This is a genomic window from Streptomyces sp. NPDC006512, from assembly GCF_040611935.1.
Lineage (GTDB): Bacteria > Actinomycetota > Actinomycetes > Streptomycetales > Streptomycetaceae > Streptomyces.
In genome coordinates, this window is sequence record NZ_JBEXPG010000093.1 from 1 (window position 1) to 22,940 (window position 22,940).

General features: G+C 75.1%; 17 protein-coding genes and 1 tRNA gene. 8 read left to right on the forward strand and 10 right to left on the reverse strand.

From position 1 onward, the window contains the following. Positions 1 to 117: 117 nt before the first annotated feature. Positions 118 to 1,059, reverse strand: coding sequence for a helix-turn-helix transcriptional regulator (locus ABZZ17_RS37655; protein ID WP_356883479.1), 942 nt, complete (start codon positions 1,057 to 1,059; stop codon positions 118 to 120). Positions 1,060 to 1,307: 248 nt separating this feature from the next. Between ABZZ17_RS37655 and ABZZ17_RS37660 the strand changes: the two genes are divergently transcribed. After that, complete coding sequence (locus ABZZ17_RS37660) at positions 1,308 to 2,165, forward strand: aminoglycoside phosphotransferase family protein (RefSeq protein WP_356883481.1); 858 nt, start codon at positions 1,308 to 1,310, stop codon at positions 2,163 to 2,165. Between the two features lie 39 nt (positions 2,166 to 2,204). On the opposite strand, the gene ABZZ17_RS37665 is transcribed toward ABZZ17_RS37660, so the two are convergent. Both ABZZ17_RS37665 and ABZZ17_RS37670 read right to left on the reverse strand, forming a co-directional pair. Further along, positions 2,205 to 2,924, reverse strand: a complete 720-nt coding sequence (locus ABZZ17_RS37665; protein WP_356883483.1) for a 3'-5' exonuclease — start codon at positions 2,922 to 2,924, stop codon at positions 2,205 to 2,207. 179 nt (positions 2,925 to 3,103) lie between these two features. After that, positions 3,104 to 4,363, reverse strand: coding sequence for an SAV2148 family HEPN domain-containing protein (locus tag ABZZ17_RS37670; protein WP_356883485.1), 1,260 nt, complete (start codon positions 4,361 to 4,363; stop codon positions 3,104 to 3,106). A gap of 306 nt (positions 4,364 to 4,669) precedes the next feature. Here ABZZ17_RS37670 and glgX point away from each other — a divergent pair, with 306 nt between their 5' ends. Beyond that, the gene (glgX, locus tag ABZZ17_RS37675; RefSeq protein ID WP_356883487.1) at positions 4,670 to 6,784 is read left to right on the forward strand and encodes a glycogen debranching protein GlgX; all 2,115 of its coding nucleotides are present in this window, start codon (positions 4,670 to 4,672) and stop codon (positions 6,782 to 6,784) included. Here glgX and ABZZ17_RS37680 read toward each other — a convergent pair. Further along, positions 6,769 to 8,052 (reverse strand): MFS transporter, encoded by a 1,284-nt coding sequence (locus ABZZ17_RS37680; protein ID WP_356883489.1) that lies wholly within the window; start codon positions 8,050 to 8,052, stop codon positions 6,769 to 6,771. The genes glgX and ABZZ17_RS37680 overlap by 16 nt on opposite strands. Positions 8,053 to 8,134: 82 nt before the next feature. Between ABZZ17_RS37680 and treY the strand changes: the two genes are divergently transcribed. Then, entirely contained in the window at positions 8,135 to 10,414 is a 2,280-nt protein-coding gene (gene treY, locus ABZZ17_RS37685) for a malto-oligosyltrehalose synthase (RefSeq protein ID WP_356883491.1), read from the forward strand. Positions 10,415 to 10,886: 472 nt separating this feature from the next. Beyond that, positions 10,887 to 12,185 carry a M14 family zinc carboxypeptidase gene (locus ABZZ17_RS37690; protein ID WP_356883510.1) on the forward strand — a complete coding sequence of 433 codons (1,299 nt, stop codon included), beginning with the start codon at positions 10,887 to 10,889 and terminating at the stop codon, positions 12,183 to 12,185. Here the strand turns inward: ABZZ17_RS37690 and ABZZ17_RS37695 are convergent. Further along, a complete protein-coding gene (locus tag ABZZ17_RS37695) occupies positions 12,182 to 12,652 on the reverse strand; it encodes a GNAT family N-acetyltransferase (protein WP_356883493.1) in 471 nt (156 codons plus the stop codon). The two genes, ABZZ17_RS37690 and ABZZ17_RS37695, sit on opposite strands and share 4 nt — an antisense overlap. 59 nt (positions 12,653 to 12,711) lie before the next feature. Then, on the reverse strand, positions 12,712 to 13,275 hold the full coding sequence (locus ABZZ17_RS37700) for a DUF1707 and FHA domain-containing protein (protein WP_356883495.1): 564 nt from the start codon (positions 13,273 to 13,275) through the stop codon (positions 12,712 to 12,714). Positions 13,276 to 13,385: 110 nt separating this feature from the next. Between ABZZ17_RS37700 and treZ the strand changes: the two genes are divergently transcribed. After that, complete coding sequence (gene treZ, locus ABZZ17_RS37705) at positions 13,386 to 15,137, forward strand: malto-oligosyltrehalose trehalohydrolase (RefSeq protein ID WP_356883497.1); 1,752 nt, start codon at positions 13,386 to 13,388, stop codon at positions 15,135 to 15,137. A gap of 61 nt (positions 15,138 to 15,198) precedes the next feature. Here treZ and ABZZ17_RS37710 read toward each other — a convergent pair whose 3' ends face one another. Next, positions 15,199 to 16,332 (reverse strand): aminopeptidase P family protein, encoded by a 1,134-nt coding sequence (locus tag ABZZ17_RS37710; protein WP_356883498.1) that lies wholly within the window; start codon positions 16,330 to 16,332, stop codon positions 15,199 to 15,201. Beyond that, positions 16,322 to 17,173: a LysR family transcriptional regulator gene (locus ABZZ17_RS37715; protein ID WP_356883500.1), complete on the reverse strand. Its 852-nt coding sequence runs from the start codon at positions 17,171 to 17,173 to the stop codon at positions 16,322 to 16,324. Before ABZZ17_RS37715 ends, ABZZ17_RS37710 begins: the two co-directional genes overlap by 11 nt. Positions 17,174 to 17,260: 87 nt before the next feature. Here ABZZ17_RS37715 and ABZZ17_RS37720 point away from each other — a divergent pair, with 87 nt between their 5' ends. Both ABZZ17_RS37720 and ABZZ17_RS37725 read left to right on the forward strand, forming a co-directional pair. Then, a complete protein-coding gene (locus ABZZ17_RS37720; RefSeq protein WP_356883502.1) occupies positions 17,261 to 18,043 on the forward strand; it encodes a hypothetical protein in 783 nt (260 codons plus the stop codon). 74 nt (positions 18,044 to 18,117) lie between these two features. Then, a tRNA-His gene (locus tag ABZZ17_RS37725) sits at positions 18,118 to 18,190 on the forward strand. Positions 18,191 to 18,251: 61 nt separating this feature from the next. Here the strand turns inward: ABZZ17_RS37725 and ABZZ17_RS37730 are convergent. Further along, complete coding sequence (locus tag ABZZ17_RS37730) at positions 18,252 to 19,007, reverse strand: alpha/beta hydrolase (protein WP_356883504.1); 756 nt, start codon at positions 19,005 to 19,007, stop codon at positions 18,252 to 18,254. 132 nt (positions 19,008 to 19,139) lie between these two features. Beyond that, positions 19,140 to 21,203, reverse strand: a complete 2,064-nt coding sequence (locus ABZZ17_RS37735; RefSeq protein ID WP_356883506.1) for a phosphocholine-specific phospholipase C — start codon at positions 21,201 to 21,203, stop codon at positions 19,140 to 19,142. Positions 21,204 to 21,673: 470 nt separating this feature from the next. Between ABZZ17_RS37735 and ABZZ17_RS37740 the strand changes: the two genes are divergently transcribed. After that, on the forward strand, positions 21,674 to 22,940 hold a 1,267-nt coding region (locus ABZZ17_RS37740), incomplete at its 3' end, for a GTPase-associated protein 1-related protein (RefSeq protein WP_356883508.1).

Below are 22,940 nucleotides of genomic sequence, written 5' to 3' on the forward strand. Positions count from 1 at the left end.
CCCGCGTACTGGACGTACTTGGCTTTCGCCCGGTGCGGCGAGAGCGCGTGCCAGGCGTCGCGGGGCAGACGGGAGTTTGACGACAGGCCCTAGGGACTGCCGTGTCCGGTCACGGCACTAGCGAGTGCCGTGAAGGTCCCGCCCGGCACGATCCGGAAGGGGCGGCCCGGGGCGCATCCCGTCGACGACGCCGCCGATGAAGTCCAGCAGTTCGGGCGGGAGGCCGTCGTCCCCGCCCCGGGCGGCGATGCCCGCCAGGCCGCCGCGCACCAGCCGCATGCCGCTGATGATCCGGTGCACCTCGGCGTCGTCGCTCCTGAAGAAGAGGGGCGGCACGGCCAGCGCCGCGGCGAGCGCGTCGAGGACCTCCTCGGACGCCGCCTCCACCTCGCCCGTGCGCAGGCCGCGGACGAGGTCCTCGCTGAGCACCCCCGCCCCGGCCTTCGCGTTGCCGCGTTCGGCGATCTCGGCGTCCGTGGGGTGCGGGGCGGTGTAGGTCTCCGCCAGGAGGTGGGCGAGCTTCTCCGCCAGGGTGCCGGGCAGCCCGGCCGGCGGGTCCGCCGGTCCGGCGCCGGACTCGGGCCCGGGCGCGGGGGCGGGCACGGCGGCCCGTACGGGGCCGTCCGCGGCGGCCGGCCCGCCGGGGCTGAAGGAGCGTTCCTCCGCGGCCAGCAGTTCCGCGACGCCCACGCCGTACGCCTGCGCGAGGAGCGGCAGGAACTTCTCCGACAGGCGGCGCCTGCCACGTTCGGCGTTGGCGACCGGGCCCGCGCTGCGCGTCCCGGTGATGGCGGCCGTCTGGTACTGGGAGTACCCGGCGTCGCAGCGCAGGTCGGCGAGGTCCGGCGGCAGGTGACGGGGGAACAGTTCGTCGAGGTCCGCGCCGAGCGCCTGCGCGAGGGCCGGCAGCTTCTCCCCGTCCGGCACCGACTTGCCGCTCTCCCAGCCGACGACCGCCGGTACGGAGACGCCGAGCCGGTCCGCGATCTCCCCCTGGGTCAGGTCGGCGGCGCGGCGTACTTTGCGAAGCAGGTGTCCGTCGACGTGACGAACCGGCATGGGCTCTCCTGGGCTGGCTCGGCGGGTGCACCAACTCTAACGACAGGACCACTTGATCGGTTTTCCAAATTTAGATAACTTCATTTCAGCGAACGGGGGTCGCTCCTCCGGGCTCCGCGCCGCCTTTGCGGTGCGGAGCCTTGCCGTGGGCCTGACGCGTGGGGGGACGCGTCAGGCCCACGGGGCCGGGGACCGCGCGCGGATGCGAGACTGGGCGGATTCACGACGGTCCGGACCCGGAGAACGAGATGGACGAGGCACAGGCCAGGGACGTGCTGGACGCCGCGGGCCTCGGCGGCGCCGCCGCCACCCTGCTGGCCCTGGGCGAGAACGCGGTCTTCGCCGCCGGGGACCTGGTGGTGAAGGTGGGCCGCGCGGACGCCGCGCTCGCCGAGCGGGCCGCACACGAACTGGCCGTGGCCCACTGGCTGGAGCAGGCCGGGATCCCGGCCGTCACCGCCGCCGAGCCGAAGGCCCGGCTCGTCGCCGGCCACCCCGTGACCCTGTGGAACCGGCTCCCGGACGCGGTCCGTCCGGCCGGGCCGGAGGACCTGGCCGGGCTGCTCCGCCTGTTCCACGCCCTGCCCGCGCCGCCCTTCACCCTGCCTCCCCGGAACCTCCTGGACGGCGTCGAGCGCTGGCTGCGGCTGGCCGGCGACTCCGTCGACCCGGCGGACGCCGCCTACCTGAGGGCCCGGCGCGACGCCTACGCGGGCGAGGTGGCCGCCCTCACCCCGCGCCTGACGCCCGGTCCGATCCACGGCGACGCCCTGACCCGCAACGTCCACGTGGGCCCGGACGGGCCGGTCCTGGTGGACCTGGAGACCGTCTCGGCCGATCTGCGGGAGCACGACCTGGTGGTGATGGCCCTGGCCCGCGACCGGTACGGACTGCCCGCCGACTCCTACGGGGCGTTCGTCTCCGCGTACGGATGGGACGTGCGCGAGTGGGACGGCTGCGCGGTGCTGCGCGGCGCCCGGGAGACGGCCAGCTGTGCCTGGGTCTCCCAGCACGCGCCGGCCAACCCGAAGGCCCTGGCCGAGTTCCGCCGCCGCGTCGCCTCCCTGCGCGAAGGCGACACGGAGCTGCGCTGGCACCCGTTCTGACGCGTCCCCGCCTGGGGCCCGCACGGCTGCCGGCCGGCTTCAGGCCGGGACGAGACCGCGCAGCGGCCAGGCCGTGTCGATCACCGCGTCCGGGGTGCCCTGCTTGCGGAGGTAGGACTGGAAGTCGCGGGCCCAGCGGGCGTGCCAGGTGCCCTGCCGGTCGTGCAGGGCCGCCGGGGTGAGCGACGCCACCTCGGGATGCCGGGCCGCTATCGCCCGGGCCACCTGCACCGCCGCCAGCGCGTCGGCCCCCGCGTCGTGCGCCGCGTCGAGGGTGACCCCGTACACCCCGCACACCGCCTCCAGCGTCCGCTTGCCGCGCCGGTAGCGGTCCACGGCCCGGTCGATGGTCAGCGGGTCCACCACCGGCCCCGTCTCCGCCCCGCCCAGCCGGTCCGCGAGCGACGGCAGTCCGTGCCGGGCCAGCTCGGCGGAGAGCAGCGTCAGGTCGAAGGCCGCGTTGTACGCGACCACCACCGCGCCCCGCAGCCAGTGCCCGGCCAGCGCCTCCGCGACCTCGTCCGCGACCTCCCGGACGGGCCGGCCCTCGGCGACGGCCCGTTCCGTGCTGATGCCGTGGATCGCCGAGGCCTGCTCCGGGATGGGTATCCCCGGATCCGCGAGCCAGCCGCGCCGCGCGTGCACCTCGCCGCCCCGCACCTCGATCACCGCGGCCGTCACGATCCTGGACTCCCCCGGCTCCGTACCGGTCGTCTCCAGGTCGAATCCGACCAGCGCTCCCCCGTGCCACGCCGCCATGACGTGCCCTCCCCCGTGTATCCGGTCAACGGCTTTCAGCCTGACACGGGGCACTGACACCGGGACCGCCGGGGGGCCGCGGCCCCGGTCGCGGGCCCGGCCGGAGCGCGGGCCGCGGGCGCGGCGGAGCCGGGATCACGACCGGGCGGGGGCCCCGTCACGACAGCGGGCGCGGCCCGTCACGACACCGGCCGGGAGTCCTCCCACACCGATTCGAACTCTTCCCGGTAGGTCGTGAAGAGGCCGTGGTCGGCGTCCTTGGGGACGCCCCGTCCGCCGCCGCGCAGCACCAGCACCGGGGCCTCCATGCCCCGGGCCCGGCGCAGGTACGACTGGACGACCGCGATGCCCGAGTTCTCCCCCTCCACCAGGTACGCGGTGAAGCGCGGGGTCTCGTCGAAGACGTGGATGTCGAAGCGCGAGGGGTCCCGCAGCCCCGCCCGGACCCGGCGCACGTGCAGGATGTTCATCTCCACCGCGCGGCTCAGTTCGCCCTTGCGCAGCCCCAGCTCCCGTTCCCGGCGCTTGACCGCGCTGCTGGCCGGGTTCAGGAACAGCAGCCGTACCCGGCAGCCCGCCTCGGTGAGCCGCACGAGTCTTCGGCCGGAGAAGTTCTGGACCAGCAGGTTCAGCCCTATGCCGATGGCGTCGAGGCGCCGCGCGCCGCCGAAGAGGTCCTCCGCCGGGAGCTGCCGCTGGAGCCGCACCCGGTCGGGGTGGACCGAGATGACGTCCGCGTACCGGTCGCCGACGAGGTCCTCGACCGCGTCGATCGGCAGCCGGTCCGCCGCCGGGCTGCCGGCGCCGGCGCCGAGTACCTCCAGCAGCCGCGCCGAGGCCCGTTCGGCCTGCTCCAGCACCGGCCGCGACAGGGCCCGGTTGCGGGAGACCACGTTCCGGGTGACCTCCAGCTCGTCGAGCGCCAGCTCGATCTCGCGCCGGTCGTCGAAGTAGGGCTCGAAGCAGGGCCAGTGCTGGACCATCAGCTCCCGCAGCTGCGGGAGGGTCAGGAAGCTCAGCACGTTGTCGTCGGCGGGGTCGAGGAGGTAGCCCTTGCGGCGGCTGACCTCGCGCACGGCCACGGCCCGCTGCACCCACTCCTGACCGGCCGGTCCGGCGGCCGCGACCACCCAGTCGTCCCCGCCGTGCACCGGTTCGTAGACGGGCCGCAGGACGGCGCCGACGACGGACCGCAGCCGCTGCTCGATCAGGTTCAGCCAGATGTACGCGCGGCCCGCCCGCTGGGCACGCGTACGGACCTCGCTCCACGCGTCGGCTCCCCAGTCCAGCTCGGCGCCCGCCCGTACGCTCCCGGCCGCCGGCGGGGCCAGCGACACCGCCCCGGCCGTCACCCCCGCGGGGGCGCCTCCTGGGGCATCCGCCGGGCCACCCTCGTGACCGCCGTCACCAGGGGGCAGCTCCAGACCTCCCGAGCTCACCCGTGCACCGCCTTCTGCGTCTGGACGCCCGTCTCCAGTGATCACGGAAGGGTACTCCGCGCGCACGGCCCGACGCAGCCCGAAGCGGCCGCCGGGTGACCCCATACACCCTGCTCCGGCCGTCCGTTGACTCATTATGTGATGCGCAGACAGTCCGTTGACCCGACCGTCAGCTCTCCGGGTCACCCGGTAGGAGCATCCCAAGTCCACGCGTGGAGACCCTCTTTCGGGGAAGATCTGGCAGTGACGTGGTCCACGCCGGATCAGCCGGGACATCCTCCGACACCGAGGGAAGAGTCGTTATCTATGCAGGTCTGGCCGGGACAGGCGTATCCGCTCGGCGCCACGTACGACGGCGCCGGCACCAATTTCGCGGTCTACTCCGAGGCCGCCCGCCGCATCGAACTGTGCCTTCTGGCCGACGACGGTTCGGAGACCGCCGTCGAGCTGCGCGAGACGGACGCCTTCGTCCGTCACGCCTACCTGCCCGGGATCATGCCGGGCCAGCGCTACGGCTTCCGGGTCCACGGCCCGTACGAGCCCGAACGCGGGCAGCGCTGCAACGCGGCGAAGCTGCTGCTGGACCCGTACGCGCGCGCCATCAGCGGGACCGTCGACTGGGGCGAGGAGGTGTACGGCTACCACTTCGGCCGGCCCGACTCCCGCAACGACCTGGACTCGGCCCCGCACACGATGAGTTCGGTCGTGGTGAACCCGTACTTCGACTGGGCCAACGACCGGCCGCCGCGCCACGAGTACCACCACACGGTGCTCTACGAGGCGCACGTCAAGGGGCTGACCATGCGCCATCCCGACCTGCCCGAGGAGCTGCGGGGCACGTACGGGGCGCTCGCGCACCCGGCGGTCATCGGGCACCTGACGAAGCTCGGGGTGACGGCGCTGGAGCTGATGCCGGTGCACCAGTACGTCAACGACCACCGGCTCGCGAACGACGGGCTGAGCAACTACTGGGGCTACAACACCATCGGCTTCTTCGCCCCGCACAACGGCTACGCGTCGGGTGACCGCGGCCAGCAGGTGCTGGAGTTCAAGTCGGCGGTGCGGGCGCTGCACGAGGCGGGGATCGAGGTGATCCTGGACGTGGTCTACAACCACACCGCCGAGGGGAACCACCTGGGTCCGACGCTGTCCTTCCGCGGACTGGACAACGCCTCCTACTACCGGCTCGGGGAGGACGCCCGGCACTACACCGACACCACGGGCACCGGGAACTCGCTGCTCATGCGCTCCCCGCACGTACTCCAGCTGATCATGGACTCGCTGCGGTACTGGGTGACCGAGATGCACGTGGACGGCTTCCGCTTCGACCTGGCGGCCACCTTGGCCCGGCAGTTCCACGAGGTGGACCGGCTGTCGTCGTTCTTCGACCTGGTGCAGCAGGATCCGGTGGTGAGCCAGGTCAAGCTGATCGCCGAGCCCTGGGACCTGGGCGAGGGGGGCTACCAGGTGGGGAACTTCCCGCCGCTGTGGACCGAGTGGAACGGCAAGTACCGGGACACCGTACGGGACTTGTGGCGGGGACAGCCGCGCACGCTCGCGGAGTTCGCGGGCAGGCTCACCGGCTCCTCGGACCTCTACCAGGACGACGGGCGGCGGCCGCTGGCGTCCATCAACTTCACGACCTGCCACGACGGTTTCACCCTGCACGACCTGGTCTCGTACGACGAGAAGCACAACGAGGGGAACCGGGAGGGCAACCGGGACGGGGAGACCCACAACCGGTCGTGGAACTGCGGGGTGGAGGGGCCGACCGAGGACCCGGAGGTCCTGGAGCTGCGCGAGCGCCAGATGCGGAACTTCACGGCGACCCTGATGCTGTCCCAGGGGGTGCCGATGCTCAGCCACGGCGACGAGTTCGCCCGGACGCAGGGCGGCAACAACAACGCCTACTGCCAGGACAACGAGCTGTCGTGGGTGGCCTGGCCGGAGCCGGGCAAGGAGCCGCCCGCCCTGCTGGAGTTCACCCGGCGGATGGTGTGGCTGCGCCGGGACCACCCGGTGTTCCGGCGGCGCCGGTTCTTCCACGGCCGGCCGGTGGAGGGCACGCACGACGAGCTCTCCGACATCGCGTGGTTCACCCCGCATGGTGAGGAGATGCGGGCCCGGGACTGGCAGGCGCAGCACGCGCGGGCGCTGGCCGTGTTCCTCAACGGGGAGGCGATCTCCGAGCCCGGCACGCGCGGGGAGCGGATCACCGACGACTCGTTCCTGCTCATGTTCAACGCGGGTGCGGAATCGCAGGACTTCACGATCCCGGCCGGGCACGGCGCGCGCTGGCACCTGGTGGTGAACACCGCGCGGGCGGACGTCCTGCCACCCGGCACCGGGCCGCAGTACGCGGCCGGGGACCGGGTGGCGCTGACGGGGCGGTCCCTGGTGGTGCTTCAGCGTCCGGCGTAGGTGGCGCTGCCCTCCCCGACGGCCGGGGAGCCGGTCCGCTGGACGGGGACGAAGGGCTTGCCGGGGGTACGGGCGGACGGGACGCGGGTGACGAGCGCGAGGGTCAGGCAGAGGGCGGCCGCTCCCACGGCCACCGCGAAGGCCCCGGCGGGCCCGTACCACTCGGCCAGCCGCCCGGAGACGGCGAGGGCGACGGCCTGCCCCGCGACCAGCGAGCTGGCGGCGAAGGCCATGGCCTCGGCGAGCCGGGCGGGTTCCACGACCCGCTCGGTGAGCGCGAACGCGGTGATCAGGTGGGGGGCGTAGGCGGCGCCGAGGACGGTGACCACCGCGTACAGCGGCCAGAGGGCGTCGGTGAACAGCAGGGGCACCGACAGGACCAGCGCGGCCGCGGTGGCCACCCGCCAGCGCAGCCGCAGTCCGAAGCGGGCGGGCAGCGCGCCGAGCGCGAGTCCGACGACGGCGCTGACGACGCCCATGGCGGCGTACACGATCCCGGCCTGGCCGGGGACGCCCAACCGGTCGGTCAGCGAGGCGATTCCGGCCTGGCAGGCGCCGAACATGGCGCCCTGGAGGGCGAGGGAGCCGCGGACGGCGTGGACCACGCGGGGGTGACGCGCCCGGCCCGGCTCCTCCTTCGCCCGCGCGGGCGACCCGGCCGTGACGGCGGCGGTCGGGTGCAGGGCGTAGGCGGTGCCGAAGACGGCCACGAGTCCGGCCGCGCCGCCGAGGGCGACGGCGGGGTGCGCGACGAGGGCGGCGAGACCGACGAGGGCCGGACCGAAGACGAAGGAGACCTCGTCGAGCGTGCCTTCGAGGGAGTGGACGGCGCCGACGACGCCCTCGTCGGCCCGGGCGCGGTGGGCGAGGGCGACGGAGCGGGTCCGGGCGAGCGGGCCGATCAGCGGTACGGAGGCGCCGGTGACGGCGCCGATCGCGGCGAGCGGGACGGTCGCGAGGCCGCTGAGGGCTCCCGTGACGAGGGCGGCGGTGGCGACGGCGTTGACGGCCGCCGCGGTCAGGACGACGGGCCGCTGCCCGTGGCGGTCGGCGAGCCGGCCGAGGACGGGTCCGAAGACCACCTGGCCGGCGGAGAGGGTGCCGCCGACGATGCCGGCGGTGGCGAGGGAGCCGCTGGTCTGGGCGACCAGCAGGACGCTCCCGAACTGGGACATCGCGACGGGCAGTCGGGCGAAGAAGGAGACGAGGGGGAGTAGGGGCCCGGTCAGGGCGATGACTTTTCGATAGGTGTTGACGGTTCCAACCACTTGATCAACGCTAACCCGGTGGAGTCACCCGGATGCATTGGGTAATGGCACGGAATCCGGCAGGCTGGGTACGTACGTTCTCATGAGCCTGCCGCAGCCCAGCCCCCATACGGAATCTGGTCTTCCGAATCCTGTCACCCCGGCGTCGACCTACCGCCTCCAGCTGTGCCCGGAGTTCCCGTTCGCGGCGGCCGGGGCGGCCGTACCGTACCTCGCGTCCCTCGGCGTGTCGCACCTGCACCTCTCCCCCGTCCTGGAGGCGGTGCCCGGCTCCTCGCACGGGTACGACGTCACCGACCACTCCCGGGTGCGGGAGGAGCTCGGCGGCGAGGACGGCCTGCGGGCCCTGGCGGCCACGGCTCGCGCGCACGGGCTCGGCCTGGTCCTGGACATCGTCCCGAACCACATGGCGGTGCCGTCGCCCCTGCACCTCAACCGACCGCTGTGGGAAGTGCTGCGGGAGGGGCCGCACTCCCCGTACGCGCGCTGGTTCGACATCGACTGGGAGGCGGGCGGCGGACAGCTGCTGCTGCCCGTGCTCGGCGAACCGGCCGCCTCGTACACCGTGGAGGCGCGCGGGGACGTACTGCGGTACGGGGAACAGGAGTTTCCACTGCGGGCCGGCACGGCCGGCCAGCCGCTGCCGGAACTGCTGGCGGCCCAGTGGTACCGGCCGGCGTACTGGCGCGAGGCCCGCACCGGGCTCAACTACCGGCGCTTCTTCACCATTTCGGACCTCATCGGGGTCCGCGTGGAGGATCCCGGCGTCTTCGCCGCCACCCACGCGAAGGTACTGGAGCTGGTCCGGGACGGGGTGGTGGCCGGTCTGCGGATCGACCACGTGGACGGACTCGCGGACCCCGGCGGGTACCTGCGACGGCTGCGGGCAGCGGTCGGCGAGGGCTGCTGGGTGGTGGTCGAGAAGATCCTGGCCCGCGACGAACGGCTGCTGCCCGCCTGGCCGGTGGCGGGCACCACCGGGTACGACGCGCTGCACCGGATCGACGGGCTGTTCACCGACCCGGCGGGCGCGGCGTCGCTGGCCCGCGCCTACGGGCGCGCCGCCGGTCTGCCCTCCTGGGAGGAGACCGCCGCGGCCTCGGCGCGGGAGGTGCTGACCGTGGACCTGGCCGCCGAACTGGCCACCCTGGAACGCCGCGCCGGACCCGAACTGGCGCCCGCCGTGCGGGAACTGCTCATCGCCTACCCGGTCTACCGGCCCTACCCGGACGGCCCCGGCCCCGCCCCGGACGCCCTGGAGGAGGCGGCCCTGCGGGCCGGGAAGGCCGCGGCGGACGGCGTACGGGACCTCCTGGCCCGGGATCCGGCCTTCGCGGCGCGGTTCGCCCAGACCTCGGCGGCGCTGCGCGCCAAGTCCCTGGAAGACCGGGCCTTCTACCGCTGGGCCCCGCTGCTGTCGGCCACCGAGGTCGGCGGTGAGCCGGGCGCGCCGGCGGTGGAGGTCGCGGAGTTCCACGCGTACTGCGCCGCCCTGGAGCGGGACTGGCCCGCCTCGGGGACCGTGCTGTCCACGCACGACACGAAGCGCAGCGCGGACGTCCGGGCCCGCATCGCGGTCCTGTCCCAGGCCCCGGAGCTCATGGACGCCCCGGCGCCGGAGGCGGCGGATCCGCAGCTGGCCTGGGTCGCCCGGCAGAGCGCGCTGGGGCTCGGCGAGGCCCCCGAGCGGGCGGAGCGGCTGGCGGCGGCCCTGCTGAAGGCCGCACGGGAGGCGGGGCTGCGGACCTCGTGGACCGACCCCGACGGGGCGTACGAGGAGGGCGTCCCGGGGCTGGTCCCGGACGCGGCGGTGGGGCTCCCGCCGGAGCTGGACCGGGCGGCCCGGGCGGGGGTGCTCGGCATGACCCTGCTGCACCTGGCGATGCCCGGGGTCCCCGAGGTGTACCAGGGCGCGGAGGGCGAGTACCGGGCCCTGGTCGACCCGGACAACCGCCGCCCGGCCCGCTTCGCGCGGCGGGAGCTGGCCGAACTGGACGCGGGGGCGGAGCCGGAGGGCGTCGCGCGGGAGAAGCTCGCCCTGACCGCGGCCCTGCTGCGGCTGCGCCGCGACCGGCCCGCCCTGTTCACCGGGTACGTCCCGCTGACCGCCCGGGGCCCGGCGGCGGAGCACTGCGTCGCCTTCGCCCGCCCCGGCGGAATCGTCGCGGTGGCCACCCGCCTCTCGCACCGGCTGGCGGAGGCCGGCGGCTGGCGCGGCACCACGCTGGCCCTTCCCCCGGGCCGCTGGACCCCCCTGCCCGGCTCCGGCCCGCGGCCCCCGGCCGTCCCGTACGAGGGCCACGCCGACCTGGCCGCCCTCCTGACCCCCCACCCGGCCCTGGCCCTGATCCGGACCGACTGACCGCGGCCGGGCCGGGGGGCGGGGGCGCCGCCGGGGGGTGGGGGTGGGGCCGGGGCCCGGGCAGGCCCCGGGGAGGGCCCGGGGCAGGCACCGGGGCAGGCACCGGGGCAGGGCCGCCCGCAGGCTCCCGGGCCCGGGGCAGGGCCAGGCGCGGGGCCCGGCGCGGGGCCCGGCGCGGGGCCAGGCGTGGGGCCCAGCGTGGGGCCAGGCGCTGGGCCCGGGGCAGGCACCGGCTCAGGGCCGCCCGCAGGCCCAGAGCCCGGGCCCAGGCGGGGCGCCGCCCGGGTGCGGGGGCGGGATCCGGCCCCGGCGGGTCCGGCCCGGCCCCCGGTCGGGGCGGGTCCGGAGGCGGGGCACGGGCCCCCGCGATGGCTCGCCGCAAGGCGTTGGCCAGGGGTTTTCCTCGGACATTCGGCGAAGTGCGGGGCGCGGGGAGCAGTAGGGGGCGTGCGCGGCGGGCATGGCATCACATGTGACCCTCCTCCGTGACATGCGCTACCCCACGCCCCGTGAACTCGCCCTGGCCGCCCGCGCGCTGGCGGACGAGCACCCCGCCCGGGTCGGGCTCCGCCAGGCCGGAACCTCCCGGGCGGGAGCGCCGCTCTGGCTGCTCTCCGTCGGCGCCGGCGGCGGCCCCCACGACGTGCCCGTCGTCTCCGGCGGCGGCCCCCGTGACGTGCTCGTCGTCGCCGGAGCCCACGCCAACGAGCCCGTCGGCGGCGCCACCGCCCTCTCGCTCGCCCGGCGGATCATCCGGGACCCCGCCGTCGGGGCCGGGGCCGGCTGGCACTTCCTGCTCTGCGCCGACCCGGACGGCGCGGACCTGCACCGCACGCCCCGCCCGTACTCCCTCCTCGACTACCACCGGAACTTCTTCCGGCCGCCCGGGCCCGAACAGCCCGAGTGGGCGCCGTCTTTACTCACCCCGGACCGGCTGCCGCCCGAAACCCTCGCGCTGAACTCCCTCATCGACGAACTGCGGCCCGTCCTCCAGGTCTCCCTCCACGGCACGGACCTCGGCGGTTCCTGGGTCCAGCTCACCCGGGACATACCGGGGCTGGCCGAACCGTTCGGGAAGTCGGCGGCCGAACTGCGGATCCCGGTGGAGACCGGCGCGTCCGACGCGGCCGGGTGGCCCTCCCCCGGGCCGGGGATTTTCGTGATGCCCGATCCGGGCAGCGGCCCCGCCGGGGCCTTCCATCCCGAGGACACCCGGCTCAGCACCTGGTACCGCGTCCACCGCCACCACGGGACCACGGCGATCGTCGAGGTCCCGATGTGGGCGTCGGACCTGGTGGACGACCCGGCCCCGCACCCGGACCCCCGGCACGCCCTGCGCGTCCTCGCGGGCAGGCTCACCGAGGACGCCGGGCGCGTGGCCGGCCTGCGGGACACCACCCGGGGCGCCGACCCGGCCGCCGCCGCACTGCTGCGCGCCGTGGACTGGACCCTGGCGCTGATCCCCCGGATCGCCGCCGAGTGGACGGGGCCCGGCGCTCCCGTCGAGGCCACGGCGGCCGCCATCGGCAGCATCGACGCCTTCGGGCGGCGGCTGTCGCTGCGGGCCGCCGCGATGCTCCTGCGCGTCCTGCGGGCCCAGGCCCATCCGGCGGCCCCGGGCCTGGACCGGCTGGTGACGGGCTGGTGCGAGGAGTTCTCGGCCCGCTTCCAGGGCCGCTGGGTCCCGGTGGCCACCCAGGTGGAACACCAGTGCCGGACGGTCCTGGCCGCCTACGAACGCCTCACGGCCCCCGGCCCCCGCGGGTTCTAGGAGCCCTGGACCGGCCAGGCGTAGCGGCGCTTGGGGCGGCCGGTCGCGCCGAGGCGGTCGTAGAAGCGGATCGCGCCCTCGTTCCAGTCGGGGGTCTGCCATTCGACGTGGTCCAGGCCCAGGTCGCGGGCGAGGGCGGCGACGGCCTCCATGAGGGCCCGGCCAAGGCCGTGGCCCCGGGCGCCCTCGGACAGGTAGAGGCAGTCCATGTGGAGGTGGTGGCGGGCGTCCCAGAAGGCGAACTCGGCCGAGCAGGCGGCGTATCCGGCCACGGCGCCCTCCGGGGTCTCGGCCAGCAGCACCCACAGCCGGGGCTCGTCGGCGAAGAGCTGCGGGCCGAGCCGGGCGGCGAGGCCGGGCGGGCGCGGCGCGGAGCGCTCGTAGGCGATGTGCTCGTGGATCAGTTCGACGAGGCGCGGCAGGTCCTCGGGGCGCGCCGGGCGCACCACGGGCGTGGGTTCTTCCATGCCGTCATCCTGCGCCCGGCCGCGACCCGCCGCCCGGCCGGGGCCGGTCCGAGGAGCCGTCAGTTCGCGGAGAGCCGGAACGTCATCTGTCCGAAACCGATCTGGTCGCCGTCGCGGACCACGGCGGAGCCGGAGACGCGGGTGCCGTTGACGGTGGTGCCGTTGGTCGAACCGAGGTCCTTGATCACCCACAGGCCGTCGCGCATGCCCAGTTCGGCGTGCGCCCGCGAGACGGTGTCGTGGCTGAGCCGCAGGCCGTTGCCCGGATCGCGGCCGATCCGCAGCGGTCCGGCGCCCGGGTGCGGGAGCAGGAGGCGGGGCAGCCGCTCGGCCTGCCAGGCCCGCCGCACGCCGACCGACACGGCCGAGGCGCGGCCCACCCAGCCGAACAGCCGACGGCTCCACGGGGTTTCGGCGGCCTCGCGGGTCTGGAGGTCCGCGGTGAGGACGGCGAGGTCCTCGGCGCGGCGGGCGGCGAGCGCGAGTTCCATCCGCCGGAGGAAGGTGTCGTGCGAAAGCCTGCCGAGGGCCGCACCCTCCCTGAGCTGGCCCAGCGCCCGGTCGCGCTCGGCGTCGGAGAGCCGCGGAGCGGGGTAGGCGGGGAACTCGAAACTCGACGTCACAGGGTGATTGTCGGCCCGTCGGGTGCGGAGTGTCCAGAACTCCTCCGGCGGGCCCGGAATGATGGGCACGATACGCATGCTGGACACCGCCGGAGACGAGGGGACCGTCCGTGCAGTTCGAGGTATGGGCACCGCTGACAGGTCGGGTCGCCATGCGACTGAACGACACCGCCTACGAGATGACGCCCGACCGGGATCCCGGCCGCGCCGGCTGGTGGGTCCTGGACGCCCCGGCCGCCGACGGCGACCGGTACGGGTTCCTGCTGGGGGACGACCCGGTGGTCCGCCCGGACCCGCGCGGGCGGCGGCTGCCGGACGGGCCCGACGGGCTCTCCGCGGTCGTGGACTTCGAGCCGCTCACCCCGCGCGGCCCGGCGCCGCGGACCCCGCTCCAGGACGCGGTCCTGTACGAGCTGCACGTCGGGACGTTCACCCCCGAGGGCACCTTCGACGCGGCCGCGGCGCGGCTGGGGCACCTCACCGCGCTGGGGGTGACGCACGTCGAGCTGATGCCGGTCTGCTCCTTCCCGGGCCGGCACGGCTGGGGGTACGACGGGGTGGCGCCCTGGGCGGTGCACGAGCCGTACGGCGGCCCGGCGGGGCTGGCCCGCTTCGTGGAGGCCGCGCACGCCGCGGGGCTGGGGGTGGTGCTGGACGTGGTCCACAACCACCTGGGCCCCTCCGGCAACCACCTCCCCGCCTTCGGGCCGTACTTCACCGACACCCACCACACGCCGTGGGGCGCGGCGGTGAACCTGGACGCGGCGGGCTCCGACGAGGTGCGGGCGTACTTCCTGGACAGTGCGCTGGCCTGGTTGCGGGACTACCGGATCGACGGGCTGCGGCTGGACGCGGTGCACGCGCTCGCCGACGACCGGGCGCTGACGTTCCTGGAGGAACTGGCGGCGGCCGTGGACGCGCTGGCGGCCGAGACCACCCGGCCGCTGTTCCTGATCGCCGAGTCCGACCGGTGCGACCCGCGCACCACGACCCCCCGCGCCACGGGCGGACTGGGCCTGCACGCGCAGTGGAACGACGACTTCCACCACGCCCTGCACTGCGCGCTGACCGGGGAGTCCCAGGGCTACTACGCGGATTTCGCCGCGGCCCCGCTCGGCGCCCTCACCAAGACCCTGACCCGGGCCTTCTTCCACGACGGGACCTGGTCCTCCTTCCGGGGCCGTACGCACGGCCGCCCGGTGGACCGGCGCCGCACCCCCGCGCACCGGTTCCTCGGCTACACGCAGACCCACGACCAGATCGGCAACCGGGCGCTCGGTGACCGGCTGTCGGCCTCCCTCTCCCCCGGGCTGCTGGCCTGCGCGGCGACGGTGGCGCTGACCGGGCCCTTCGTGCCGATGCTGTTCATGGGCGAGGAGTGGGGGGCGGGCACGCCCTGGCAGTACTTCACCGACCATCCCGACCCGGAGCTCGCGGAGGCGGTGCGCGCCGGGCGGCGGCGGGAGTTCACGGCGCACGGCTGGAAGGCGGAGGAGGTCCCGGACCCGCAGGACGCGGCGACCCGCGACCGCTCCTGCCTGGACTGGGCGGAGCCCGAACGGGCCGCGCACGCCCGGCTGCTGGACTGGTACCGGACCCTGGTCTCGCTGCGCCGCACCCAGCCGGACCTGCGCGACCCGGACCTCGCGGCGGTGCGGGTCGCGCACGACGAGGAGCGCCGCTGGCTGACCTTCCGGCGGGGCGACGTCCGGGTGGCGGTGAACCTGGCTCCGGAGCCGGTGACGATCGCGCTGGGCCGCAACGGGGTGCGGGTGCTGGCCTCGTGGGAGCCGGCGGAGCATCCGGGGCCGGACGGGCGGATCCACGTACCGGGCGAGTCGGCGGTGATCCTCGGGCACTGACCGGCGGGGGCGGTGGCCCGCGGGGGCCTGCCGTCCCGCCCGGGGTGCCGTCCCGCCCGGGCTACTCGACGACGGCCATCTCGCGCGGGGCGTTGTTCAGGCGGCGGCAGCCGTCCGCGGTCACGGTGACGATGTCCTCGATGCGGACGCCGAAGCGGCCCGGCAGGTAGATGCCGGGCTCGACGGAGAAGCACATGCCGGGGACGAGGGGCTGTTCCTCGCCCTCGACCATGTACGGCGGTTCGTGGGTGGTGACGCCGATGCCGTGGCCGGTGCGGTGGACGAACCGGTCTCCGTAGCCGAACTCTGTGATCACCGCACGGGCGGCCCGATCGACCTCCTGGCAGGCGACGCCGGGGCGGACGGCCGCCACGCCGGCCTGCTGGGCCTCGCGGACCACGTCGTGGACGCGCTGTTCCTCGGGGGTCGGCTCACCGACGTGCACGGTGCGGGAGATGTCGGATCCGTAGCCGTGCTTGAGGCCGCCGAAGTCGAGGACGACCATGTCGCCGCGGGCGATGACGCGTTCGCCGGCCTCGTGGTGCGGGTTGGCGCCGTTGGGGCCGGAGCCGACGACGGTGAAGTCGACCTGGGAGTGGCCGTGCACGCGCAGCAGTCCGGCCAGGTCCTCGGCCACCTCGCTCTCGCGGCGGCCCGCGAAGGGGACGTGCAGGATCTGCGCGTAGGCGGCGTCGGCGGCGGCCCCGGCGGCTTCGAGCCGCGCCAGTTCCCGTTCGTCCTTGACGGCGCGGAGCATGGGCAGGGCGTCGGTGAGGGGGGCGTAGGAGGTGGCGGGCAACTCCCTTTGCAGGCCCAGCAGGTGCAGCGCCCAGGTGTTGTCGCTGACCCCGAAGCGGCCGCCGCTGTCGAGGAGCGGCGCGGTGGTGCCGTACGGGTTCCCGCCGTCGGTCCAGTCGCGCAGGGTCAGCGCGCCCGCGCCGGGTGCCTTCTCGGCGTCGGGTGCCTCCAGGGCGGGGACGACCAGGACCGGGTCGCGGTCGGCGGCGAGGACGAGCAGGGTGAGCCGTTCGGTCTCGGCGGTCGGGCGGTAGCCGGTGAGGTGGACCAGGTCGGGCCCGGGGGCGATCAGCAGGCCGGCCAGTCCCGCGTCGGCGGCGGTCCGCGCGGCGGCCGCCATCCGGGCCGCGTAGTCGGCGGTCGTGAAGGGGGCGGGGGCGGTGGGTTCAGAGGTCATACGGGGATCCTGCCGCGAGCCGTGCGGCGAGGGCCGCGGCCGCGCCGGTCACGCTCCGGGGCGTGAGCAGTTCCGTACGGTGCACCAGGCGCGGCGCGGACAGCGGTACGCACACCCCGGCGCCGGCGGCCCCGGCGACGCGCGGCGGCAGCAGGACGAGGCCGTGCCCGGCGGCGGCGAGGGCGCACAGGGCGTACAGGTCGGTGCCTTCGTAGCGGACGGAGCCGCGGGCGGCGGTGAGCGGGCGGCCCACGCCGGGGGCGTCCAGCCAGCGCGCGTCGGCGAGGTCGTCGAGGCGGACGGCGGCCCGTCCGGCGAGGGGGTGTCCGGCGGGCAGCAGCAGGGCCAGCGCCTCCTCGCCGACGCCGGTGACGGTGAGGGGGGCCACGTCGGGCAGCCGCAGCGGGTCGCTGGGCGCGGCCAGGCCGTCGACGAGCCCGAGGTCGCAGCCGCCGGTGGCGACGGCGGCGGGCACCTCGTCCGGGGGCAGGACGCGCAGGGTGACCCCGGTGGCGGGCAGCGCGGCGAGCAGGGCCGGCCCGACGGCCAGCGGGGAGGCGGCGAGGGTGACCCGGCCGGGCGGCGCGGCGGCCAGGCGCAGGACGTCGGCGCGGGCCGCGTCGAGGCGCAGCAGCAGCGGCCCGGCGTGCTCCAGCAGCCGCTCCCCGGCCGCGGTGGGCGCGACGGGCCTGCGGGTGAGCAGCTCGGTGCGCAGGTCCGCCTCCAGCGCGGCGATGTGCTGGGAGACGGCCGACTGGGTGTAGCCGAGCTCGCGGGCGGCCGCCGAGAAGGAGGCGAGGCGGGTCACGGTGACGAAGGTGCGGAGCAGGTGCGGGTCCATCCCTCCAGCATGTCATCAGCGCTGCTTATCGAAGGTGCAGGAACAATCGTTGGCGCTGAACGGCGTGGGGGTCGCAGGATGATCGGCATGAACACCGCTCCGATCGCCCGGATCGCCCTCGTCGGCGACCGCTCCCCGCACGTGACCTCCCACACCCGCGTCCCGGTCCTGCTGGACTCCCTGGCCTCCCGCGACGGGCTCGTCCTCGACGCGTACTGGATCCCCACGGCCGGCGCGGAGGCCGAGGCGGCCGCGGGCACCCTGGCCCGCTTCGACGCGGTGTGGGTGCTGCCCGGCAGCCCGTACGCCAGCGAGGCCGGGGCGGTCGCCGCGATCCGGGTGGCCCGCGAGGAGGGCGTCCCGTTCCTCGGCACCTGCGGCGGCTTCCAGCACGCGCTGCTGGAGTACGCCCGCAACGTGTGCGGGCTGACGGGCGCGGCGCACGCCGAGAACGACCCCGGGGCCGGCGACCCGCTGATCGCGCCGCTCGCCTGTTCGCTCGTCGGGCACGAGGGCCTCGTACGGGCCGAGCCGGGCTCGCTCGCCGAGTCCGCGCTGGGCGCCGAGCGGTCGATGGAGCGCTACCACTGCGACTACGGACCGGCGCCCCGGCACCTGCCCGCGCTCACCGCGCACGGGCTGCGGCTGTCGGGGCACGACGAGGACGGGCAGGTGCGCGTGGCCGAGCTGCCGGGGCACCCCTTCTTCCTCGCGACGCTCTTCCAGCCGGAGCTGTCCGGCGACGGCACCCGGCCGCACCCGATCGTGCGGGCCCTCGCCGCGGCGGCCGTGGAGCGGGCCGCGCGCCGCGAGGAGGGCTTCGCCGGGCGGCTCGCCGCCACCCTGTCCGGGAGCCGGTCCGCCGGATAAGGCGTCGCGGGACCACCCTTCTGATCGGCTATGCTGTGCTTGCACGTCGAACGGGTGGTCCGCCGCCCTTCGTGGTGGGTGTAGCTCAGTTGGTAGAGCACCTGGTTGTGGTCCAGGTGGCCGCGGGTTCAAGTCCCGTCACTCACCCTTTTGATCCCCGTGGGGTACGAGGTCCGCCTCGTACCCCACGGGTTTTTTCATGTCCCGGCTAGCCGCGGAGGAAGGCCTCCACCTCGGTGGCGAAGGCGACCGGGGTCTCGTGCGGCGGGTAGTGGCCGGAGCCCGGGAGCGTGACGACGCGGCAGTTCGGATACCAGGCCTGCCACGTGGCGCGCATCACGTCGGCCGTCAGCGCGAGGTCGTACTCCCCCACCAGGACCAGCACCGGCACCGTGCTGCCCTTGACGGCCGACGACAGGTCCAGCGGCTGCCAGCTCGCGAGGTAGCCGGCGACGGCCTCGGGGCGGGAGACCGCGACCGAGTGGGCGACCATCCCCTCCAGCCAGTGGCGGCTCACCCGGTGGCCGGTCACCAGGTCGATGATGGCGCGGCGCTTGTCCGGGTCGGCGGCGGCGCCGTGGAAGAGGGCGTGGGTCTGGTCGTCCATCGCGTAGGGCGCGGCCGGGACCGGCGCCAGCCCGATCAGCTTCTCGATCCGCTCGGGGGCCCGCACGAGGACCTGCTGGACGGCCTTGCCGCCCATGGAGTGCCCGAGCAGGGAGAAGGTGTCCCAGCCCAGCTGGTCGGCGAGTTCGAGGACGTCGTCGGCGATCTCGGGAAGGCTGTAGCGGCCGGGGACGTCCCGCCGCTCGCCGTAGCCCCGGTAGTCGAGGAACGCGTACGAGAACTCCCGCGGGTCCAGATGGTCCAGTACGGAGCCCCAGTTGGCGGAGGTCCCGAACCAGTCGTGCAGCACGATGACGCGGACGGGTCCGGTGCCGATCCTGCGATGGGCGATGGCCATGCGGTCTCCTTCGGTGACGGAGATGACAGCGACGCCGTACCTCTGCCCACCCGGCCCGCGGTCACACCACGCTCCGCCCGCCGGGCGGGCCCCGGTCCGGTCGGGTGGTCCGACCGGTCCGGGGTTCCCTGGTCAGACGGTCTTGATCGCCGGGTCGGAGACGCCCGGGGCGCCCGTCTCCACGTGCCCGGCGAACCGGCGCAGGAACGTCGCGTCGGCGTCCGAGACCACCTTCACGTCGTACCAGCGGTCCGTGGCGCGCAGGTCCACCGTGTGGGAGACGCTCGCGCCGGCGTTGACCTTGAAGGTCTGGGCGGCGCCGCCGTAGGCGTTGCTCACCGTGAGGTTCACCGCGGCCGTGCCCCCGTTGGTCAGGGTCAGGGCCAGGTTGCCGCTCGCGTCGACGTGGCGGGCCGTGACCTCGGGGCCGGCCTTCTTCGCCGGGCCCTTCCAGGCGCGCAGGAACCCGTTGGGACCCCACACGGTGAGGTTGATCTGGTTGCCGGTGGACGCGCTGGTGCTCCAGGTGTCGGACAGGGTCTTGCCCGCCTCCACCGTGTAGGGCCACGGGCCGTCGGTGCGGTTGCCGGACGTGCTGTGGAAGTGGGCGCCCAGCGACGGGCCGGAGGCGAAGGTCAGCGTGAACTTGCCGGTGGAGACGGTGGCCTTGCCGTCCACGTACGGGCTGTAGCGCAGGGCGCGGGTCGGCTTGCCGCCCGCCTCCTGCTTCGGCAGGGTCCCCGTGGCCGGCGGGGTCGGGTGGTAGGACGGGTGCCGGTCCTTGTCCGGCGGCACGTACCCGGCCGTGGAGGGCAGCGCGGCCGGCGCCGCGTCCGCGCGGGTGAAGTCGAACGCCGAGGTCAGGTCGCCGCACACCGCGCGGCGCCACGGCGAGATGTTCGGCTCCTGCACGCCGAAGCGCTTCTCCATGAAGCGGATCACCGAGGTGTGGTCGAAGGTCTCGGAGCAGACGTAGCCGCCCTTGCTCCACGGGGAGACCACGATCATCGGCACGCGCGGGCCGAGCCCGTACGGCCCGGCCGCGTAGCCGCCGCCCCCGGCGTACAGGTCGCGGGTGACGTCGGCGGTGGACAGGCCCCACGCCGAGGAGGTGGGCGGGTACGGCGGGACGACGTGGTCGAAGAAGCCGTCGTTCTCGTCGTACGTGATGAACAGGGCGGTCTTCGCCCAGACGGCCGGGTTCGCGGTCAGCGCGTCCAGGACCTGCGAGATGTACCAGGCGCCGAAGTTCGTCGGCCAGTTGGAGTGCTCGCTGAACGCCTCGGGGGCGGCGATGTAGGAGACCTGCGGCAGGGTGCCGCCCACCACGTCGGCGCGCAGCCGGTCGAAGTACCCCTCGCCCGCCTTGACGTTGGTGCCCGTACGGGCCTTCTCGTACAGGGCGCTGCCCGGCTGGGCGTTGCGGTAGGTGTTGAAGTACAGCAGCGAGTTGTCGCCGTAGTTGCCGCGGAAGGCGTCGTTGATCCAGCCCCAGGAACCCGCCGCGTTCAGGCCGTCGCCGATGTCCTGGTACACCTTCCAGGAGACCCCGGCCGACTCCAGGCGCTCGGGGTAGGTCTTCCAGCCGTAGCCCAGCTCCTGGTTGCCGAGGACGGGGCCGCCGCCGGTGCCGTCGTTGCCCGTGTGACCCGTCCACAGGTAGTAGCGGTTGGGGTCGGTGGCTCCGATGAACGAGCAGTGGTAGGCGTCGCACACGGTGAAGGCGTCGGCCAGGGCGTAGTGGAACGGGATGTCGTTCCGGGTCATGTACGACATGGTCGTGGCCGTCTTCGCCGGGATCCACTTGTCGTACTTGCCGTTGTTGTAGGCCTGGTGGCCGCCGGCCCAGTCGTGGTTCAGGCCCTCCAGGAACTGCATCCCGAGGTCCTCCACGTCCGGGTGGAAGGGGAGGACGTCCTTCGTCCCGTTGGACTGGTGGAAGACCGACTTGCCGTTGTCCTGGAGCACGGGGCGGGGGTCCCCGAAACCGCGGACGCCCTTCATGGCTCCGAAGTAGTGGTCGAAGGAACGGTTCTCCTGCATGAGGACGACGACGTGCTCGATGTCCTGGATGGTCCCGGTGCCGCCCTGTGCGGCGGGGATCGCCGCGGCGCGCGCGATGCTCTCGTTCAGCATCGTGAGCGCGGCGGTCCCGCCGGCGATCTGAAGGAACCTGCGTCGGTTGAGTTCAGCCATGGGTGACGACCTCTGGAGGTGAGGGGGGAGTCGAGGGGCGCCCCAAGGACAGCCGCCCCGGGGTACCGGACGGAGATCCCCGTCTGACGTCGGGCCGTACAGCGGGCGAACGGAAAGCCCCGGGGAAAGGCCTCCCGCACGGACCCCGGATCTGCTGGAATGACCTTCCACACACTGCACGGGGGGCGCAGACGCATGGCGGCGACCGAGTTCGGGCCGGTGGCTCCGCCGGTGGAACGGTACGGGGAACTCCGCGCGGCGCAACAGCCCCTGGAGGCACACCACTTCGCCGCGCGCCCGGCGCGGGGGCGGCGCGTCCGGGATCCGATACCCGCCGGGGCGGGCCGTCGGCGGCCGCCGGGCGCCGGCCGGCCGGAGGGCGCGTCCGGGGAAGACGCCTTGGCCGCGGGGGCCTCGCGGCCGGGAAGAGCCGCCAGGCCGGGAAGGGCCGCCGGGCCGGAGGGGGACGCGTGAGCCTCGCCCAGGTCCACTACGCGGGGGCCCCTGACGGGCCGCCCGGCCTGCGGGGTACCGGATCCCGGTTCACCGCGGTCACCCCCGGCGTCCCCGCCGCGCTGCTGCGCGAGGCGGAGCGGCTGATCGGGTACGAACCGCCCGAGGACGCCCCGCCGCGCCCGACGGAGGAGCAACTGGCGTCGTTCCCGGTGGCGCTGAGCCTGAGCACGCTCTCCGACGGGAGCCGGCTGCTGGCCCGTACGGTGTGCACCGGCGCCGACCCGGACGACCCCGCCGGCCGCCCCGGCGGCTTCCACGCGCACGCCGTGCACCTGCCCGGACCGGACGGTTCCGGGGCGGTCCAGGGGGCCCTGCCGATCACGGCCTGGGGCTCACCGCAGTGGGCCTCGCGGACCCCGCCCGGCGGCCCGCCCCCGCCGCTCGCGAAGGTGCCCGCACCGGGACGGCACGACGCGGCCGCGCTGGCGGCGTTCGTCGCGGCGCGGGGACCGTGGCTGGAGGGGTTCTTCGCGGACGTGCGGCGGCTCGGGACGGATCCCGGGGCCCCGCGGATCGTGCTGGTGGAGCCGGACAGCGGGGACGTGGCCCGCTGGGTGATGCTGGCGTGCAGCGTGCTGCCGCACCGGCGGGGGCAGTGGCTCACGTTCACCACCTACACGCGGCGTCCGGAACGCGCCCCGCAGCAGCTGATCGGCGTACGGCCCGGCGGGGACGGGCGCCTTGCCGGGGCGGAGCAGCGGTACCGGATCCACGCCCCCGCGCGCGAGCCCGCACCGGCCGGCTCCGCGCCGTCCGCGCACCCGTGGGCGCGGACCGCCGCCCGGGTCTGGCTCGCGGGGCGCCCGCAGCTGTTCGCGGAGGTGCGCCGCCTGCCCGGCGACCCCTACGACGCGGGCCCGCTGGCCGCGCTCGCCCTGGCCGCCGGGATCCCCCTGGACGCACCGGCCCGCGCGAAGGCCGCCGACTGGGCCGCCGAACACGGGGACGCGCTGGACGACACCCGCCTCGACGCCCTCCACCGGGCACTGAACCTGCCCGCCCGCCCCGAACAACCGCCCGCCCCACCGGCCGACCGACCCGCCGAACCCGGCCACACGACCGCACCCGACCACGCCGAACCCACCGGACCGGCCACCGGACAACAGGACGCGCCCGACGACACCCGCCCCGAGCGGGCGCTGCCGGCGCCCGCGCCCGGCGGCGGGGCGCACGTCAGCGGTGGCCGGCCGGGCGCGGTGAGCCCGGCCGGACGCCGGAGCG